Here is a 19,719-nt window from a genome sequence, read left to right as displayed (position 1 = left end):
AGGGGGAATATGAAGAATATAAAGGACATACAAAGCCAGCCTGACTTCAGAAAAATAGCCATAGATAAGGTTGGTGTAAAGGACATCAGCTATCCCATTGTTGTGCTGGACAAGAAGAATAAATTCCAACACACAATCGCCTCTGTAAATATGTATGTGGACCTGCCTCATCATTTTAAAGGCACCCACATGAGCAGGTTTATAGAGATATTAAACGAGCACAGGGGGGAGATTACTGTAAAGAATTTTCCGGATATTCTGGCAAAAATGAAAAAGAGGTTCAATGCGCAGACAGCGCATATGGAGGTGGGATTCCCCTATTTTATTGAAAAGGCGGCGCCTGTTTCAAAGGCAAAGGGTTTAATGGAATACAGGTGTAGATTTACCGGCTCGCTGGGCGACAAAAAGGATTTTGTCCTTGAGATTACAGTGCCTGTTACAACGCTTTGTCCATGCTCCAAAGAGATAAGCAGGAAAGGGGCGCATAACCAGCGCGGTATCGTAAAGGTCAACCTGCGGTTCAAAGGCTTCATCTGGATAGAGGACATAATTAAAATAGTCGAGGCATCTGCCTCAAGCCAGGTCTACTCCCTGTTAAAAAGACCTGACGAAAGATATGTGACAGAGCATGCCTATGACAACCCAAGATTTGTGGAGGATGTTGTAAGGGAGGTTGCCTCAAAGCTTGAGGCGCTGAAAGGTATTATCTGGTTCAGCATAGAGGCTGAAAACTTGGAGAGCATCCACAATCACAGCGCCTATGCGTATCTTGAGAAAACTTAAATCAAACAGTAATCAGATCATCGGCTGCGCACTCAACCGCAATATCACTGCCAATTGCATTTACTCTGAAGACAGCGCCTTCCTTCCAGTGTAACGTTACAGGAACCTTTACCTTTTCATCTATATTCCTTTTTAAAAATCTTGCCCCGTATTTAGGGCTATAGCCTGTATCAACCAGCACATCCAACGCTGCGTCAGAAACATATAAAGTCTTGCCATTTTCTTCCATATGCCTTTTTATATTATTCAGATATATTACGGTAATCTTCTTTACCTCTTCTCTTGTAAGCGGCGAAAAGATGATGATGTCATCTATCCTGTTTAAGAATTCCGGAGAAAAGGTATTTTCAACCTCTTTCATTATGGTCTTTTTCAAATCGCCCAACGCCTGTCCCTCAGGCAAAAAGCCGAGCGGTTTTGTAAATTTTCTAAACTCATCGCTTCCGAGATTGCTTGTCATAATAATAACTGTATCGCTGAAATATACCCTCTTGCCCCTGCCGTCCGTAAGCCAACCTTCGTCAAAGACCTGCAGAAACAGATTTAATACGTATGGATTTGCCTTTTCCACCTCATCTAACAGCACAACAGAATATGGATTTTCTCTTATCTGATTTGTCAGTATGCCGCCCCGTTCACTGCCAACAATCCCTCTGGGCATGCCAATGAGCTTATCAACCGCAATGGATGAGTCCTTGTATTCGCTCATGTCAAGCCTTATCATCTTCTTTTCGTCGCCAAAGAGAAATTCTGCCAAAGCCCTTGCAACCTCTGTCTTGCCAACCCCTGTTGGCCCAAGAAAGAGCAGCACTCCGTCAGGCCTTGAGTAGTTTTCCTTCAACGGTCCCTTGTTCAATCTTAGTCTCTTTACCAGCGCCTCTATTGCCTCTCTTTGTCCGATAATTCTCCTGGACATGGCGGCTTCCATATCTTTAAACCTCACTGTAGTATCCCTGAATATCATATCCCTCGGAATCTTTGTCTCCTGGGATATGACATCTATAACATCGCTGCCGCTGACCGCTTCCTGGGGTCTGTTTATCTCAACCTTTACACAGGCTGTATCAAGCCATCCTATCGCCTTATCAGGCAGCCTTAAGCCGCGCATATATCTCTCTGACATATCCATGGCAGTTTCTATCGCGCCGTCAGTTATGGCCACAGAATAATTTTTTTGCAGCCTCTGCCTTATGCCGTATAGTATCTTTTTTGTGTCATCTATTGAAGGCTCTTCTACATTGACTATCCTGAATCTCCTGGCAAGGGCCTCATCCTCTGCTATAAATTCTTTATATTCTGCAAGTGTCGTTGCGCCTATTATCTGAATCTCTCCCCTGGCAAGTGTTGACTTGAAGATATTGGCAGCGTCTGACGGCACCCCCATTGCAGAACCTGCGCCTATAAGCGTGTGGGCCTCGTCTATAAATAGTATTATGTTTTTCTTCTCCTTAAGCTCCTTTATTATCTTTTCAATCCTGTCCTCAAACATCCCGCGAAATATTGTGCCTGCCACAACGGAGTTCATCTGAAGATTTATAATCTGTTTATCCCTGAGTCTTCTGGGAACCGTATGTGGTTCCAGTTCTATCTTTCTGGCAAGTCCTTCCACCACGGCTGTTTTACCAACGCCTGGTTCGCCGGTTATCATAACAGAATTGCTCCTCTCAACGTGGCAGAGGATCTCCATTACCTGGTTTATCTCATTATCTCTCCCAACAATTATAGGAAGCTTGTCATAATAGGCAAGCCTGTTAAGGTTAACAGCAAAGTGCTTAAGATTCGGCGGCAAATCATACTTCTTTTTCAGCTCTTCGCCCAGCTCTTCCCTGTTTCTTATCTTTGCTGTTATCCGCCGCATAACATAATCAGGGTCAAGGCCGAAACTTCTGAATACCTTTGCAGGAAGGCTGTGGCTTTCCTGAAATATGGCTATGAGGAGGTCTGTGGAATCTATCTCATCCCTTCCCCACCTTTGAGCCTCTTCCCATGCAAGTTTAAATATAGTCTTTGTTGTCGGAGGGACCTTAAGGCCAACGCCTATATACTGGCGGGATATATTAAGGTTGTCGCTTAAGAATTGAACAACCTGATTTGCGTCAAGATTTAAGTCTGACATTATATCTCTGAAAAAGGCGTCTTCAACCATTGCAAAGGACAGGAATATATGCTCCACCCCAAGGTAATAGTGCTGCCGCCTTTTGCTCTCTTCAATAGCGGTTTCCAGCACCCTGATGCCTTTCGGAGTCAGCCTTTCTTTAAAGCCTTCCAGTTCTATCATGACATCACCAGCCCATGTCCCTTCGCGGGTCATAGGGATTCAATTTCTGAAACTCCTGCAACAGCCCTTTTGATTTTTCATCCAATCCCTTAGGGGCCGTTATTCTTATTATAACATATTGATCACCTCTGCCTATACCTTTTATATGCGGAACTCCTTTGCCAGTTAATCTCAACTTTTGCCCGCTTTGTGTGCCAGGAGGGATTATAAGCAGTGTTTTTCCGTCTATCGTGGGTATATTCACTTTAGCGCCCAGGGATGCCTCTGTTATGGTTATCGGAACATCAATATATATATCGTCATTTTCTCTCCTGAAATAAAGATGGGGTTTTATCTTTGTTACAATATATAAATCTCCAGCATGTCCGCCCATCATTCCCGGCCTGCCCTTACCGGCCACTTTAATCCTTGAGCCGTCTTTAACTCCAGCAGGTATTTTTACCGTTAATTTTTCACCATTTATTGTCATTCTTACTTCTGTGCCATGTATTGCCTGTTCAAAACCTACTTCTAATACATATTCAACATCTTCGCCCCTTAATGGCCCCCTTTGAGCCCTCGTCCTTCTGCCAAATATATCGCCAAATGTATCTTCCAGCCCTCCAATATCAAAACCAAAATCCTCAACATTAACTGTTTTGCCCCCGGATCCCCAAGGATAGGTGTAGGTTCTTGTGCCCTGAAATCCAGGTTCAAATGCAGCGTTGCCAAATCTGTCATACTGCTCCCGCTTTTTCGGGTCTTTTAAAATCTCATACGCCTCATTTATCTCCTTGAACCTTGCCTCCATAGCCTTATCACCAGGATGAAGGTCCGGGTGATATTTCTTGGCAAGCTCCCGGTATGCCTTTTTTATATCCTCCTCTATTACATCTCGTGAAATCCCGAGTATTTCGTAGTAGTCTTTTTTGGCCATATAAATACAGCGGCAAAGAGTCAGCGTGTCAAAGTAAAAACCATGAGGCTTTTGCTATGACTCTTTGACCCTATGACTCTCTGACTCTATCCTTTCGGTCTATCCTCTCTTTTATTCTCTTCATCAACAAATTCTGCTTCTACTACATCTCCTTCTTTTTTCGCGCCGGCCCCTGCTGCGTCCGGCTGACCCGCAGCAGCAGACTGGCTTGCCGCCTTATACATAACCTCTGCCATTTTGTGAGACACCTTGTTTATATTATCAAGCGCCATCTTCATATCGTTAACATCCTCTTTTTCAAGGGCCTTCTTGCCTTCTGCTACGGCATTTTCAATATTCTGCACATCTGCCGCAGGGATCTTAGCCTTGTGCTCATTCAGGGTTTTTTCTGTTGAATAGATAATAGAGTCAAGCTGATTTCTGAGTTCAATAACCTCTTTCCGTTTTCTATCATCCTCTGCATGGACCTCTGCATCCTTAACCATCTTTTCCACTTCCTCTTTTGCAAGGCCGCTGGAGGCTGTAATGGTAATCCTTTGTTCCTTTGCTGTTGCCATGTCCTTTGCGGACACATTCAATATGCCGTTTGCATCAATATCAAATGTAACCTCTACCTGAGGGATGCCCCTCGGCGCAGAAGGGATACCCACAAGATGGAAGCGGCCTAATGTCCTGTTGTCCCTTGCCATTTCCCTTTCACCCTGAAGCACATGTATCTCCACCTGCGTCTGGCTGTCTGCCGCTGTTGTAAATGTCTCTTTCTTCTTTGTAGGTATGGTTGTATTGCGGTTTATGAGCTTAGTCAGCACGCCGCCGAGGGTTTCAATGCCGAGGGATAATGGCGTAACATCCAGAAGCACAACATCTTTAACATCGCCTGCAAGAACGCCTGCCTGTATGGCTGCTCCAATTGCAACGACCTCATCAGGGTTCACGCCCTTATGCGGCTCTTTGCCGAAGAACTCCTTAACAAACTGATGGATCTTCGGCATCCTTATCATGCCGCCCACAAGAACAACCTCGTCTATATCAGCAGGTTTAAGTCCAGAGTCCTTTAATGCCTGTTCGCATGGCCTGTGGCTTCTCTCTACAAGGTCTTCTGTAAGCTGTTCAAGCTTTGTCCTGGAAAGCCTCATGACAAGATGCTTTGGCCCTGTTGCGTCTGCTGTTATAAATGGAAGATTCATCTCTGTCTCCATTGTTGATGAAAGCTCTATCTTTGCCTTTTCAGCAGCCTCTTTTAACCGCTGAATGGCCATCCTGTCCTTTGAAAGGTCTATGCCCTGATCCTTTTTAAACTCCGCAATAAGCCAGTCTATAACCTTCTGATCAAAATTGTCGCCGCCAAGATGCGTATCCCCGTTTGTTGCCCTGACCTCAAACACCCCTTCGCCGACATCAAGCATGGATATATCAAATGTGCCGCCGCCAAAGTCATAAACAGCAATAGTCTCATCCTTCTTTTTATCCAATCCATAAGCAAGCGAAGACGCTGTCGGCTCGTTTATAATCCTCTTTACATCAAGTCCTGCTATCTTTCCCGCATCCTTTGTTGCCTGACGCTGAGAGTCATTAAAATATGCGGGCACAGTTATAACAGCCTCTGTAACAGGCTCGCCAAGGTATGCCTCGGCAGCCTTTTTAAGCTTCTGCAATATAAACGCAGAAATCTCCGGAGGGGTGTATCTCTTTTTCATATTGGAAACATCAACAACAGCCCTGCCGTATTCATCCTTAATAACCTTGTAAGGAACCATCTTCATCTCTTCGTTTACTTCGTCATAATTCCTTCCCATAAACCTCTTTATAGAAAAGATGGTATTTTCAGGATTTGTAACAGCCTGCCTTTTTGCCACCTGCCCTACCAGAACCTCGCCATCTCTTGTAAAGGCAACAACAGACGGTGTGATCCTGCTCCCTTCCTCATTTACTATAACCTTTGGCTCTCCCCCTTCCATAACCGCAACAACAGAATTTGTCGTGCCAAGGTCAATGCCGATAATCTTTCCCATATAATCCTCCTTGTTCTGATTTGATTTTTACTATAAATCCAGTTATAAAGTCCAGTTAAAAAGTTTGGCTCTTTACCCCATTAGACAGCAAGTAACCTGTTTATAATTTATGCACCATACCTGGCATTGTCAAGGTTGGCAAGATGAGGTTGGCAAGATGAGAAATGTGGCAGGATTACTATTGACAGGAATGATTATGATAAGGAGTCGCAGGCTGAGCTAATTGGCTTGCGGACTTGCTGAAACTTGCGGGACTTCCCATATTTTCTCTCTACCCGCCGCTACAATTCTCAAAATACTCAAATATATTTCCTTGATAATTCCTGAGGGTAACCTTATCCTTTGCCTGTGAAATGAGATAGGTCGGGCCAACAGGGATCTTACCGCCGCCGCCCGGGGCGTCCACTACGAAGGTGGGAACTGCATAGCCTGATGTGTGGCCTCTGAGTTTTTCTATGATGTTTATGCCGACAGATACCGGCGTCCTGAAATGGCCTGTGCCGGTAACCATATCGCACTGGTATATGTAATACGGGCGAACCCTGATTCGCAAAAGCTCCTGCATAAGCCTTTTCATAACAGAAGGCTTGTCATTTATGCCTTTTAAAAGGACGGTCTGGCTTCCAAGGGGAATGCCTGAGTCAGCCAACATTCCGCAGGCTTCTTTTACATCCTCGGTTATCTCTCTTGGGTGTGAAAAGTGGATGCTAATATAAATTGGGTGATATTTCTTCAACATCTCAACCAGTTCTTTGTCTATCCTCATTGGCAGGGTTACCGGAACCCTTGTGCCGAGTCTTATTATATCAATGTGCGAGATAGAGCGTAGTTTTTTTATGTAATACTCAAGGTGTTCTGTCTTGAGCATCAATGGATCTCCGCCTGAAATAAGGACATCGCGGATCGACCTTTTGGATTTAATATATTTATAAGTATCTTCAAATCTTTCTATAGATATGGGCGGCAGTTCCTCACCCACCATGCGCCTCCTTGTGCAATAACGGCAATACATTGCGCAGGCATCCGTAACTAAAAGAAGCACCCTGTCAGGATAACGATGGACAAGACCCGGCACCGGCGAATGATTATCTTCGCCGCAGGGGTCTACCATGTCATGGGTTGATATGCTGAATTCTTCAATTCTCGGAATTGCCTGTTTGCGGATTGGACAGTTTGGATTGGTTTTATCTATCAGAGAAAAAAAATAGGGTGTGATGGCCATTGCCAACCGCCCTTTTGATCTTTTTATGCCCTCTTCTTCAGAAGGGGTCAGGGCAATAAGTGTTTTAAGTTCTTCTAATGTGGTGATTCTGTTTTTAAGCTGCCATTTCCAGTCTTCCCATTCCTGCCACTCGTTAGGTTCTTCAGATGCATTTACAAGATTTCTTGCAAGATTGCTGCTTGGGGGTTCAGAGCTTATTGAGAGCTCCATTATTTTTCCTCCTTTTTTGTTTCATCCCTTGGCGGGAGATTTTTAATAAGAGCCATTTGCGGATTACTCAATTCCTCATGAGCCTTCTCATGCGCTACCCTGTATTTAAAACCCTTCTTGAGATATTTCCATATACACTCTATCTTTTTTATATCCTCTTCACTATATTCGCGGAAATTTTTCTCTCCAATTATAATCTTGTGCGGGTTTATATATCCCTTCTGCTCCAGATAATACAGCTTTTGCCGGGGTATATCTATCATCTTTAAGAGTGCCGGGGTTTTCATACCCATATATACCCCCTTTATTTTGTATATGCTCAAATAGCTGTTTTTTAAGCATCATCAAGTTTAAATTTATCCTTAAACTGAATAGATAATATCATAATTGTAAAACTTGTCAAGTAATAAAATGAAAAATAAATATGAAAGAAAAATTATATCAAAACAAGGTTCTTACCACCCACTTTCTTCCCTCCTCCATCAATAGCACAATCACCGGAAAAACTAGTAAAAATCCCCATTCCCTCCATCCCAACGGCGCAAGGCCGAAGATGTTTTGCATAAATGGCGTATATGTAAGAAAGAGGATAAGCGATATCTCGGTCAAAATACCAAAGAGGACAAGTTTATTCTTAAAAAAACCTACGCTGAACATCGACTCTTTTTCAGTCCGGCACGCAAACACATTTCCAATTTGAGATGCAACAATGCCTGCAAGTGTCATGGTTGTGGCTGTTGTGTAGATAATGCCACTTGAAGGCATCTCCATTCCGGGCCGCCATCCGCTTGACCAGTAAACAAAGAAGAATCCAGCCATGCATAAAACCGCCTCTATTGGGCCGAGAAAAAGATACGCCCTCGCAAGCAGAGAAAAATCAAGAAGCCTTTTTGTCTTTGGTCTCGGCGGCTGGTTCATTATCCCTTCTTCGGGAGGCTCTATACCGAGACCGAGGGCAGGGACAACATCTGTGCCCAAATCCACAGCTAATATCTGTATTACGGTTAAAGGAAGCGGAATCTTAAAAATAGCAAAGGCAATAAATGGAATAATCTCAGGTATATTGCTGGCAAAGATATATGTCACAAACTTTTTTATATTTGAATATACTGCCCTGCCTTCTCTTATTGCCTCTACAATGGTTGCAAAGTTGTCATCTGCAAGGACTATCTCTGCCGCCTCTTTTGCCACATCGCTTCCCCGCATCCCCATTGCAATGCCGATGTCCGCCTTTTTTAATGCCGGCGCATCATTCACGCCATCGCCTGTAACTGCCACAATCTCTCCGAACTCCTGAAGCGCGGCAACAACCCTGAGTTTGTCCTTTGGCTGGACTCTGGCAAATATAACCTCGCCCTGTTTCAGGACATCCCTTAATTCCCTGTGGGAAAGTCTTGAAAGCTCAAGACCCGTTATAACCTTTGTATCGTCTCCGCCTATGCCTATCTCTTTTGCAATTGCATGGGCAGTCAAACCGTAGTCGCCTGTCATTACTATTACCCTGATACCGGCAGTATGACATTCTCCGATTGCCTTTTTAACCTCCGGCCTCGGCGGATCAAACATAGCAATAAGGCCGAGGAATGTTAAATCCTTCTCCACCTCTTCAACTGTGTATTTTATGCCTTCGGTAATTTCTCTATATGCAGCAGCCAGAACCCTTAAACCATCCCCTGCCATCAAGTCATTCTGCCTTAAAATTTCATCCCTTTTTTCTTTTGTAAGCCTGACAACATCCCCGCCTTCCTTTATATTAACGCAGAGATTTAAAACCTCAGTCGGCGCACCCTTTATATATGCCACGACCTTCTGACCCCCGACCCCTGACCCCTGACCCCTGTCTTCATGTATCGTCGTCATCCTCTTCCTTATTCTTTCAAAGGAAAGGTGGGCGATTCTTGGGTTCTTCTCTTTCAGTTCATCCATTTTAAGGCCTGCCTTTTCAGCAGCAACAATCAATGCGCCCTCTGTTGGGTCGCCTGAAATTGACCAACCCCCGCTTGCGCCCTTTTGTAAAGGGACAATAAGATGTGTATTATTGCAAAGGCTCGCTGCCTTCAGAAGTTCCTCTACACCATCCTTTTTCAGTTCCTCACGGGAAAGAACATTACCGCTTAGCACAAAATCTCCTTGCGGCTCATACCCTCTTCCTGTAACCTCAACATCTTTTCCATTAACCCAAAGCCTTTTTACACACATCTCGTTCGTGGTAAGAGTGCCTGTCTTGTCAGTGCATATAACATTTACCGAGCCGAGTGTTTCCACAGCAGAAAGTTTTTTCACAATGGCATTTTTCCCCGCCATCCTCTGGACACCCATTGCAAGGGAGAGGCTCACTGTAGGAAGCAGACCCTCCGGCACATTTGCAACAATGATGCCTATGGCGAATATAAAACTCTCCAGATATGTAAGCCCTGCTATCTTAAAACCGAGCAGGAAAAACAACACACCGAGGCTTATTGCAATCCATGTGACCACCCTAGTTAGTCTTATCATCTCTTTTTGCAACGGGCTCATTTCAGCCTTTATAGCCTGGGTAAGATAGGCAACCTTGCCAATCTCTGTATCCATGCCTGTTGCTGTAACAACTGCCTTGCCAATGCCTGAAAGGACGCTAGTACCTGCAAATATAAGATTAGGCATCTCTGTCCAGATAAAATTCTTTCCGTTTTCCAGAGACTCTGCCACTTTATATACCGGCCTTGACTCTCCTGTTAACGGGCTGTTGTCAACCCGCATATCGTCAGCCTGTATAAGCCTTCCGTCGGCAGGTATATTATCGCCCTCGTTCAGAAGAATAATATCTCCTGGCACAAGCCAGCTGCTTGAAATCTCTCTTTCTTTTCCTTCCCTTATAACCTTTACCTTTTGGGGAAGAAGTTTTTGCAGCGCCTCCACGGCCCTCTCTGCCTTATACTCCTGCCAGAAGCTGAATGACGCATTTATCATAATGACAAGGAAAATGGCCCAGCCGAGTTCAGGCATGCCCGCAACAAATGACAATGCGCCGCCAAGCCACAGAAGTATTGCAAAGAGGTTTGTCAGATTTTGCAAAAAATCATAGAGAAGATGCTTTCTTGCAACCCTTTTAAGTATATTAGGGCCAACAACTGCAAGCCTGTGAAGGGCCTCTCTGTCCGCAAGCCCTGTTTCCAGCGTATTAAGCTCGGATAAAATCTCTTCCCTTGTTAAAGGGATGTATGCGTCCCTGCCCGACCCTTCTTCTCTTTTCACTATGCTTATGACAGCATCTTTGGTTTTTGCAGCAAGGACTTCCTTGCGGAAGATATTATTTAAAAGAAGGCCTTCCAGATGGGATAGGAGCTGAAAATGCGTGCCGCTTTCTTTTATAGGAGATACAACAAGCCAGAGCATATTAATCTTTTCTTTTTTTCTTGTTGGATGGGGGATCCCGGAGGTAGAAACAGCAAGGACAATTTTAATGTCCTCTGCTGCCTCTGAAAATGTGTGGAATATTGCGGAGCCTGTGCCTGCCAGCACGCCGTCTATGCTCTCATGGTCTTTGAGCGTCCTCAGCGACTCCTCATCCTCGCATACCTTGCCAAGAAGGCAGACCATATTTTTCAAGGCCTCTGTATGGCCTTTTGCTGTGAAGTCTATGAAGATATGGTCTTGGGAGAGGAGAGAGGATAGATTCATTGTTAATCCCGGATATAAACCCCCACACCAAAACTTTTGGTGGCGGGGTTACCTTATATTTAAAGCACATCTGTTCACCCCTTGTCAAAGGCAACAGGCCGTGTTAGATTGAAATTCAAATGACAAAAATAAAGATATACGCAGCAATCTTTCTCTTCTCATTTTCATCCCTTGCATATGAGATAGCCTTAATAAGGATATTCTCCATATCGCTATGGTATCACTTTGCATTCATGATTATCAGTATAGCAATGCTGGGTATTGGCGCAAGCGGCACGGTTCTTTCACTATATCCGAAAATTGCAGGGGCGACCTATGTGGCCAGCCAAAAGGGAGGGGATAGCTCCTTCCCATATGAACGGATTGGAATATATGGTCTGCTCCTTGGCGCGGGCATATCCTTAAGTTACATCATTTCAAACCAGATACCCTTTGACCCCGTAAGGCTTGCATGGGAAAAAGTTCAGATTTTTTATATATTCCTTTACTACATGATACTTTCTATCCCATTTCTCTTTTTCGGGTTTTGTATGGCATCTGCGTTTTCCATGATAAGTGAAAAATCAGGGCTGTTATATGGCTCAGACCTTCTTGGCGCAGGCACAGGCTCAATTGTTATTCTCTTTTTATTGAGCATAATGCCTCCTGAGAAGGCTATTATTATTACAGCTTCACTGGCATTATTGGGCGCATTTATCATTGGGCAGCGGAGGATAAAGATTGCTGCGCTATGCCTGATTGCATTAAATTTTTTCCTTTTAACCATGCCGAACATCATTATTCCAAGAATGTCTCCGTACAAAGGTCTTCAGGTTGCTTTAAAATTTCCGGGGGCAGAACATATCAGGACATACAACAGCCCATATTCACGTATAGACACATTTAAAAGCCCTGCGGCACGGTTCGCACCGGGGCTGAGCCTGAAATATCTCGATCCGCTTCCTGAACAGATTGGCCTTTCCATTGATGGAGGCGAAATAAATGCCCTTACCGCCGGAGATAACCGGGCGCTTAAGTTTTTAACATACCTCCCCTCTGCCCTTTCTTACGAGATTGGCAAAAAAGACGATGTGTTAATTCTTGAGCCAAAAGGAGGCATGGAGGTATTGCTGGCCCGCTATTACAACTCAAAAAACATCTACAAGGTCGATTCCAACCCGCTGGTCATAAAGGTCATACGAGATGATTTTACAGAATTTTCTCAGGGTATCTATAGCCAGAATACATGGTCCGGCATGGGAAGGTCATGGCTTAAAAAGAGAGATAAAAAATTTGATGCCATTGATATTCCCTTAATGGGCGCTTCTCCTGGAGGCTTTTTTGGAATCTCAGAGGATTACAGATTTACTATTGAGGCATTCAAAGAATATCTGGGGCATTTAAAAGATAATGGCATACTGAGCATACACCTCTTCATTCTCCATCCGCCGAGGACAGAGTTAAGGCTTTTAAACACTATGGTTTTGGCAATGAATGAAAGCGGGATAGCGGATGCAGATAAAAATATTGCAGCTATAAGAAGCTGGGGAACTGTATCTATTCTTGCAAAAAAAACGCCATTTTCTTTTGACGAAATAGAATCTGTGAAAAAATTTTGCAGGGAAAGGAGGTTTGACCTTATATATCTTCCTGGGATTACAGAACAAGAAACAAATATTTATGTGCGGCTGCCTTCAAATGAATATTTTGCGGCATTTAAGAATATTCTTGATCCCGGAACACGGGAGAATTTTCAGCGTAATTATATTTTTGACATAAGCCCTGTCCGGGATGAAAATCCGTTTTTCCCCTATTACTTAAGGCTCAAGAATATAAAAACAATCTACAGGACGATGGGTGAAAAGTGGCAGTATTTTATAGAAGAGGGGTATCTCCTCCCTGTGGTTTTTATACAGGCTCTGCTACTGAGTATCATTTTTATATTTCTACCTGCTGTTGCAAAAAGACGTGGGGATACGCAACGTAAGGACAATTATACCTCCCTTATCTATTTTGCCCTCCTCGGCCTTGGCTTTATGTTCGTAGAAATCACCATGATTCAGAAGATGATCCTCCCTCTGGAAAATCCTTCTTATGCTGTTAGCGTTGTCCTTACATCCATACTGATTAGTTCCGGTACGGGAAGTCTTTTGAGCCACAGATTTTCTTTGCTAAGAAACCGGGCTATGCTTTTTGTAATCTCATTTCTCGTTATTGTATACAGCCTTATTATACCCGCAATCTCTGATGCTATTTCTCCCCATGCATTATCGATTAAAATTGTCATGTCATTTATTGTGCTTATTCCGCTCGGTTTCCTTATGGGGATACCGTTTCCGCTCGGGATTAAGTCGCTTGGCGCAGGAAATCCCTCTCTCATTCCGTGGGCATGGGCCGTCAATGGTTGTTTCTCTGTTCTAGCGCCTATACTCACCATCATGCTGGCTATAGTCATTGGTTTTAAGGCAGTCCTCTGGATGGGCGGTATTTCATATGCCCTTGCCTTTTTTACCTTCCCTTCTCCGCCTCGCCAATCATAGGGACAAATCTCACGGACGTTATCTCTTCCAAATCAAGTTCGCCCTTTTTCTTTATGGCCAGAATAAGGGTCTGGCTGTAGACAGTGCTCCCAAGCGGTATGATTAGCTTTCCGCCTTCCTTTAATTGCTTGATTAATGATGGTGGGATATGATTTGCGGCAGCAGTGATGATTATAGCATCAAACGGCGCATATTCTTCCCAACCAAAATATCCATCCCCATACCTGACTTTTACATTTTTATAGCCCATCTCTTTAAGCCTTTTTTCAGCCTTGTCTGCAAGCCCTTTTCTAATCTCTATGGTATAAACCTCTTTCACTATCTCTGCAAGAATAGCCGCCTGATAGCCTGAACCTGTGCCTATCTCCAGAACCCTGTCAGAAGGCTTAAGCCGCAATGCCTCGGTCATCAAAGCAACCACATATGGCTGAGATATGGTCTGACCTTCATCTATGGGAAGGGGATAATCTTCATAGGCCGCACCCCTGAGATGCCCTTCAACAAAAAGGTGTCTGGGCGTCTTTCCCATCACATCCAGAAGCTTTTTATCCGTGATACCCCGTCCTCGTATATCCTTCTCTATCATTATCTGCCGTTTTTTTGCGTATACATCCTGAGAATAGGCAGGGATGATGGATAGAAACAGTATACTTAAGAAAAAAAGAGGGAGGAATTTATGGTCTGTCATACAATAACTCCTTTAACCGGCCTTAGTTTTCGGAAAACCACTTTCTATTCTTCTCATGCCACCCCGGCAAAACTACATGGCCTGCCTTTGGCGCTTCGTAGATTTCCTTTTTAGTATCTGGTGTAATTCTGTCAAAGGTTGATTTAATGCCCTCCGGAGGGCAGATGGAATCAGCAAGTCCAACTCCTACAATAACAGGTTTGTTGATATAAGGCGCATAATTATACGCATCCACATATTTGAGCGTATCCCAAACCTTGTCTTTATCCTTAGGATGTTGTTTCAGATATTTCTTTACTTCCATATAAGGCCCGCCATCAGCGGTTTTTAAACTCTCCGGTATGTTATTGAGAAACGGCACGCCCGCCGCAACAGCCTTCACCCGTGTATCTATTGCAGATACTATCATGGCGCTCCCCCCGCCCATACTGCTGCCGCTTACATAGATTCTATTTCTATCCGCTACGAGCAGGGTCTCAAGAAAATCAAGCCCTCTTATTGCATCAAGTATAACGCCTACAAGGCTGTAGTTTTTGCCATCCGTAATATTGTCAACCATAAGGCCGGGAACCCCGGGATTATAATCCTGCCGGCTTTTGCCGTGGCCGCGCACATCTATTGCAAAGGCAATAAAACCCATCTTCGCATATCTCTCTGCCCACGACGGCCTTCCGTAATCAGAATAACCGTGAAGAAGCAGCACTGCCGGCAATTTCTGATTCGGCTTAATATGAGAAGGCTCTGCCAAATAGCCGTGCAGCCTCACATTACCGTAGCCCCTGAACCAGACATCCCTGCCGATAATCCCATCCCTTTTTATGGCATTGCCCAGCTTCGGCTCTGCCTGTACAGCCTCTAATTCAGAAAGCCTCGTATTCCAGAATTCCTTATACTCAGCAGGAAGGCTGGAAACATCGGCATAGACATCCTGAACCAGCAAAAATAAGATTATTAAAACAGAGGAGATTGTTTTTTTATACATAAAGTGTATATTAGACTGCATGCCGCAAAAATATACTAAACACCCCAAAGCGTCAAGGAGTTTTTATATTTATGAAGAGATTTTTTGCAGAACACATAAACGATAAAGAAAAGACTGCCCTCTTAACCGGCAAAGAACTCCATCATTTGAAGGATGTCCTTCGTCTTAAAAAAGGGGATAAGGTTATTGTATTTGATGGAAAAGGCCGGGAATTCACAGGAAATCTTAAAACTGTCACAAAAAATGGAGGCTGTATTGCCATAGAAAAACAACTTGATGTATCAAGAGAAAGCCGGTTCAGGATAATCCTTGCTCAGGGTCTTGCAAAGGCTGAGAAGATGGACATCATAATCCAGAAGGCAACAGAGCTTGGTGTTTCAGAGATTATACCATTTACTGCCTCAAGGGTTGTGTCAAGGTTGAACAGCGAACAAGCCGCAAAGAAAATCCAAAGATGGCAGCGCATAGCAATTGAGGCGGCAAAGCAATGCAGGAGAGATGTTATTCCACAAATAGAAGAAATGGCTACATTAGCAGAGGTTTTAAGCAAGTATTCTCACAGCATGGAGAAGTATATCAAAATTATTCCATGGGAAGGAGAAAACAGGAATAACCTCAAAGACATTTTGAAGCCTGGTGGGTTTTCAGGATGTATTGTTTTGATAGGCCCTGAAGGGGGCTTTGAAGAACGGGAGGTGGCTCTCGCAGAAAAGGCAGGTTTTTTACCTGTGATGCTTGGGCCAAGGATATTAAGAACAGAGACAGCAGCCATAAGCATTGCAGCTATTATTCAGTATGAGCTTGGGGATATGGGAAAATAAAATAACCTTGCGCCATTCATAATTCTTCTATAAAATGTGACAATCATGAAGATATTTTCCATAAGAGAAAAAGGCTTTATTAAAATACTTGATATCATCCTTAAAAGGGGTGAATCAGATATAACTGGCGCAGAGGAGGCTGTAAAGGCAATTCTCAAGGATGTAAGACAAAGCGGAGATAAAAGCCTTTTGAAATATACCGAACTTTTTGACGGTATCAGGCTTAAGAACACGGGATTGAGGGTAACGAAAAGAAATATAAAAAAGGCTATTCAAAAGATTTCAAAAACCGATTTAAATCTCGTTAAACTTGCCGCAAAAAGGATAGAGGCATTTCACAAAAGGCAGTCAGCCAAATCATGGGCGTTTTCTGAAAAGGATGGAACCATACTGGGGCAGATGATTACACCTATTGAACAGGTTGGCATCTATGTCCCTGGCGGAAAGGCTGTATATCCGTCCACTGTTTTAATGAACGCAATACCTGCAAAGATTGCAGGCGTAAAAGAGATTATAATGGTTACGCCTCCTTCCAAAAATGGAATTAACCCGTATGTGCTGGCTGCGGCAGAGATTGCAGGAGTTGATAAGATTTACAGCATCGGCGGCGCGCAGGCCATTGCTGCCCTTGCTTACGGCACAAAGACCATTCCGAAGGTTGATAAGATTGTAGGACCGGGCAATATCTATGTTGCTACCGCAAAGAGACTCGTGTTTGGGACAGTGGATATTGATATGATAGCAGGGCCAAGCGAGATACTTATTATAAATGACGGCTCAGGGGAGCCTGCATGGATAGCCGCTGATTTGTTGTCTCAGGCAGAGCATGACGAACTCGCATCAAGCATCCTTCTTACGACCTCAGAAAAGATGGCCCGGGCTGTGTCAAAGGAGGTTTCAATCCGGATCAAAGGACTTAAAAGAAAGGCTATTGCCCAAAGTTCCATTGATAGATATGGCGCAATTATTATTACAAAGAATTTAGCCGAAGCAGCAGATATATCCAACAAGATTGCGCCAGAGCATCTGGAGCTTTTTGTAAAAAAACCATTTGAGCTTTTGAAAAAGATTAAAAACGCAGGCGCAATCTTTTTAGGGCAATACACACCTGAGTCCCTCGGCGACTACATGGCAGGGCCAAATCACACACTCCCGACAGGAGGCACTGCAAGGTTTTCATCTCCCCTTGGAGTTGAGGATTTTATTAAACGTTCAAGTATTATTGCCTTTTCCAGAAAAGGGTTTGAGAGGCTTGGGGGAAAAGTGGTCAGGTTTACTGATATAGAAGGTTTAGATGCCCACGGGAGAAGTGTTTCTATAAGGATGAAGGACATTTACCTTCCTTGCAGTGAAAGGATGTAATGCACAAGATCCCATGCGCTTTGTTCATGCCCCTTAAACAAGTCGAAAAAGGAGGGCATGGGCGTCCCATCCAGGCCAGTCATGATCGTTCGGTAAATATCCTCGTGAGAGGTGCCGTTCCCGAATGTCTCCTGCCGGGTCAGGTCCACCGGCATGATGTGAAGCCCTCTTACATCCTGTAATGTGATACCCGCCCCTCGGCCGTCCACTCTATGGCATGCGGCGCATCCAAGCTTTGTGTAAAGTTCTTTTCCACGTCGGACACTCTCCAGCGAATAGGTATAAGGTCCCACATGCTCGGCATAGATGATGGCCGTCTCGGTCGGAAGCTCCTGCTTAATGAATTCTTTGCTCGCATACAGCGCCACCGCAAGGATTTGCCCCTCTCCCAAATTCCTGAACGACGGCATAATGCCCGGAATGCCCTCGCGAATCGTCCGCATCAGATCTTTCAACATCGGCAGCCGACCAGACTCCGTCGAACGGAACTTAAAAATCCCTGCGGTAAAATCGTTCGGACGTGGATGCGAGTAGGGCCCGATAAAAATCGCCGCAGCGCCATCGCCCTGTCCCTTCGATCCATGGCAATGGATGCAGCCCATCGTGTAGATCATCTTCCCTGCCATGATGTCTACCGCGTCCGTTCCTTCCATGTGTCCCATATCATGCCCGTGTTCCTGATTCGTCTGGCTGAACCCAACCTCCGGGCAGAAAAGAGACACAAATGCCGTTGCGATCACGAGCAAACCAAAACTGAAAACGTGATGGTTCATATAGATGGCCTCCCCGATCCCACGAGCTCGCCTAAAAATGAAAATCGACGCCCAATGTGACGAAGTTTTGAAAATTTCGAAGCGCATTATCGTTGACCCCCTCCAGGTTAAAACTATCCCTCAGGTAGAATGAAAAATTATCCCGTATATAGAACCGCGCCTGGGCCGCAATGGTTTTGCCATCGGTTTTCTGGCTGATAAATCCGCCCGCCTTGAGCTGGTCATACCGAAGCGACAGCAGCCATCTATCGGTCGCCAGGTAATCCCCTTCAATGGTGAACCCATAGGCCGTGCTATCAAACGGACTGCTGATGCCAGCAGGTAGGTTGCGGATGTTGTCCCAAATAATGGCGCCGTAGAGATCCAGATATTTATATTTGAGATTCCCTGAAAATCCATAACGAAGCCAGTTGACCAGGCTGGTATCAACCATAGCCGTGTCGTTTCCCCAATAGACCAGGCCGGAGAGACTACCTGAGATATAGGCTTCCTGTCCGAAATTCAGCCGCATCATCATATACGGATCCTTCTTCTGATTCACATCACTGTTCCCGGCCTGAAGCCCCCCCTGCATCACACCCGCCTGCACTATGAGGTTTTCCACCATCACATGAAGGTCGATCCCGAAATCCCCAGGGGTGTTGTAGAGTACTTCTCTGGTCACTTCGACCGAATTCCCCTCCGTCGTCTTGATCCCGAAAAACTTCACGGCAAAAGCATAGGGTGTCAGGCCAAAACGTTCAACGATTCCTGAATCTACACGGACACGGCCAGGAACATTCAGAATAAATTGCCGGTTCGTCGGGTATGAAAAATTGGTGGACGGATCTATCTTCCCAGCCATCACCATCGGCCCCATGATCATCGCCCCTCCGCTATGGCCCATCGGCCCGCCGGAGTCGGCCATGTCCGGGGACGCGCTTTTAAATAGAGCGGGCAGATCGAAGATAAAAAAGAACTCCTTCCCGATTCCGAAGCGAGAGGTCTCCTCGAACCGGCCTCCCGCGAGCCCTTCGATTGCCCGGCTTTCATGCTCCAGCTCGAAGAAATAGCCGATGGCATCGGTAAAGTTTCCGGCCAGATACAGCTCGACGCTTTGCGGCAGCGCCATCGCCGATTCGTTCTTTTGACCACCCGAGAATGATTGAATGAAATCACCGGTCGTTCTGACCGAAAAAATATTCAGGAACTCAGTCTCGGACATGATCCGTCCTATATGACGTTTCTTCTTAATCTCCCCCTCCTGTACCGTCGGAATCTGAAACCCGGCCATGTGGAAGGCCTCGCCAAAGGCATTTAACCGGGGCGGTTTGGTGTGGCAGGAAGCGCATGAGAGATCATATTTACGTGCAAACGCCGGGGTGGCAAAGGAGGATGATGGAAATAGTGAAATTATGATGACACCAAGAAAAAAACCACATAGGATGTTTAAATAAAAATAATTAAAACTTCCTGAATGCTTCGCCATAATAATTATTATAGTGTGTGATGGA

Annotated in this window: 14 protein-coding genes; 4 read left to right on the top strand and 10 right to left on the bottom strand. The window is 44.8% G+C overall.

Features of this window, described 5'->3' with window-relative positions:
• The first annotated feature begins 9 nt into the window (after positions 1 to 9).
• Positions 10 to 783 carry a GTP cyclohydrolase FolE2 gene (gene folE2, locus Q8P28_07170; GenBank protein ID MDP2682570.1) on the top strand — a complete coding sequence of 258 codons (774 nt, stop codon included), beginning with the start codon at positions 10 to 12 and terminating at the stop codon, positions 781 to 783.
• A 1-nt stretch (position 784) separates the two neighbouring features.
• Here folE2 and Q8P28_07165 read toward each other — a convergent pair whose 3' ends face one another.
• The 6 genes from Q8P28_07165 to Q8P28_07140 all read right to left on the bottom strand — a co-directional run bounded on the left by Q8P28_07165 (position 785) and on the right by Q8P28_07140 (position 11,081).
• Positions 785 to 3,094 (bottom strand): ATP-dependent Clp protease ATP-binding subunit, encoded by a 2,310-nt coding sequence (locus tag Q8P28_07165; protein ID MDP2682569.1) that lies wholly within the window; start codon positions 3,092 to 3,094, stop codon positions 785 to 787.
• The gene (locus Q8P28_07160) at positions 3,066 to 3,977 is read right to left on the bottom strand and encodes a DnaJ C-terminal domain-containing protein (protein ID MDP2682568.1); all 912 of its coding nucleotides are present in this window, start codon (positions 3,975 to 3,977) and stop codon (positions 3,066 to 3,068) included. Before Q8P28_07160 ends, Q8P28_07165 begins: the two co-directional genes overlap by 29 nt.
• An 86-nt stretch (positions 3,978 to 4,063) precedes the next feature.
• Positions 4,064 to 5,989 (bottom strand): molecular chaperone DnaK, encoded by a 1,926-nt coding sequence (gene dnaK / locus Q8P28_07155; protein ID MDP2682567.1) that lies wholly within the window; start codon positions 5,987 to 5,989, stop codon positions 4,064 to 4,066.
• 271 nt (positions 5,990 to 6,260) lie between these two features.
• On the bottom strand, positions 6,261 to 7,421 hold the full coding sequence (locus Q8P28_07150) for a KamA family radical SAM protein (protein MDP2682566.1): 1,161 nt from the start codon (positions 7,419 to 7,421) through the stop codon (positions 6,261 to 6,263).
• On the bottom strand, positions 7,421 to 7,714 hold the full coding sequence (locus tag Q8P28_07145; GenBank protein MDP2682565.1) for a MerR family transcriptional regulator: 294 nt from the start codon (positions 7,712 to 7,714) through the stop codon (positions 7,421 to 7,423). The genes Q8P28_07150 and Q8P28_07145 overlap by 1 nt, the downstream gene beginning before the upstream one ends.
• Before the next feature lie 148 nt (positions 7,715 to 7,862).
• Positions 7,863 to 11,081: an HAD-IC family P-type ATPase gene (locus tag Q8P28_07140; GenBank protein MDP2682564.1), complete on the bottom strand. Its 3,219-nt coding sequence runs from the start codon at positions 11,079 to 11,081 to the stop codon at positions 7,863 to 7,865.
• A gap of 119 nt (positions 11,082 to 11,200) precedes the next feature.
• Between Q8P28_07140 and Q8P28_07135 the strand changes: the two genes are divergently transcribed.
• Entirely contained in the window at positions 11,201 to 13,600 is a 2,400-nt protein-coding gene (locus tag Q8P28_07135; protein MDP2682563.1) for a hypothetical protein, read from the top strand.
• Here the strand turns inward: Q8P28_07135 and Q8P28_07130 are convergent.
• On the bottom strand, positions 13,569 to 14,288 hold the full coding sequence (locus Q8P28_07130) for a protein-L-isoaspartate(D-aspartate) O-methyltransferase (protein ID MDP2682562.1): 720 nt from the start codon (positions 14,286 to 14,288) through the stop codon (positions 13,569 to 13,571). The two genes, Q8P28_07135 and Q8P28_07130, sit on opposite strands and share 32 nt — an antisense overlap.
• 22 nt (positions 14,289 to 14,310) lie before the next feature.
• The gene (locus tag Q8P28_07125) at positions 14,311 to 15,270 is read right to left on the bottom strand and encodes an alpha/beta fold hydrolase (protein MDP2682561.1); all 960 of its coding nucleotides are present in this window, start codon (positions 15,268 to 15,270) and stop codon (positions 14,311 to 14,313) included.
• 71 nt (positions 15,271 to 15,341) lie between these two features.
• Between Q8P28_07125 and Q8P28_07120 the strand changes: the two genes are divergently transcribed.
• Positions 15,342 to 16,091: a 16S rRNA (uracil(1498)-N(3))-methyltransferase gene (locus Q8P28_07120; protein ID MDP2682560.1), complete on the top strand. Its 750-nt coding sequence runs from the start codon at positions 15,342 to 15,344 to the stop codon at positions 16,089 to 16,091.
• 45 nt (positions 16,092 to 16,136) lie between these two features.
• Entirely contained in the window at positions 16,137 to 17,453 is a 1,317-nt protein-coding gene (hisD, locus tag Q8P28_07115; GenBank protein MDP2682559.1) for a histidinol dehydrogenase, read from the top strand.
• On the opposite strand, the gene Q8P28_07110 is transcribed toward hisD, so the two are convergent.
• Both Q8P28_07110 and Q8P28_07105 read right to left on the bottom strand, forming a co-directional pair.
• Positions 17,426 to 18,226, bottom strand: a complete 801-nt coding sequence (locus tag Q8P28_07110) for a cytochrome c (protein ID MDP2682558.1) — start codon at positions 18,224 to 18,226, stop codon at positions 17,426 to 17,428. The genes hisD and Q8P28_07110 overlap by 28 nt on opposite strands.
• Positions 18,227 to 18,257: 31 nt before the next feature.
• A complete protein-coding gene (locus Q8P28_07105; protein ID MDP2682557.1) occupies positions 18,258 to 19,694 on the bottom strand; it encodes a hypothetical protein in 1,437 nt (478 codons plus the stop codon).
• Between the last annotated feature and the right edge of the window lie 25 nt (positions 19,695 to 19,719).

Source organism: Deltaproteobacteria bacterium (genome assembly GCA_030690165.1).
Lineage (GTDB): Bacteria > Desulfobacterota > GWC2-55-46 > UBA9637 > UBA9637 > JACRNJ01.
This window is presented reverse-complemented; position numbering and strand designations above follow the sequence as displayed.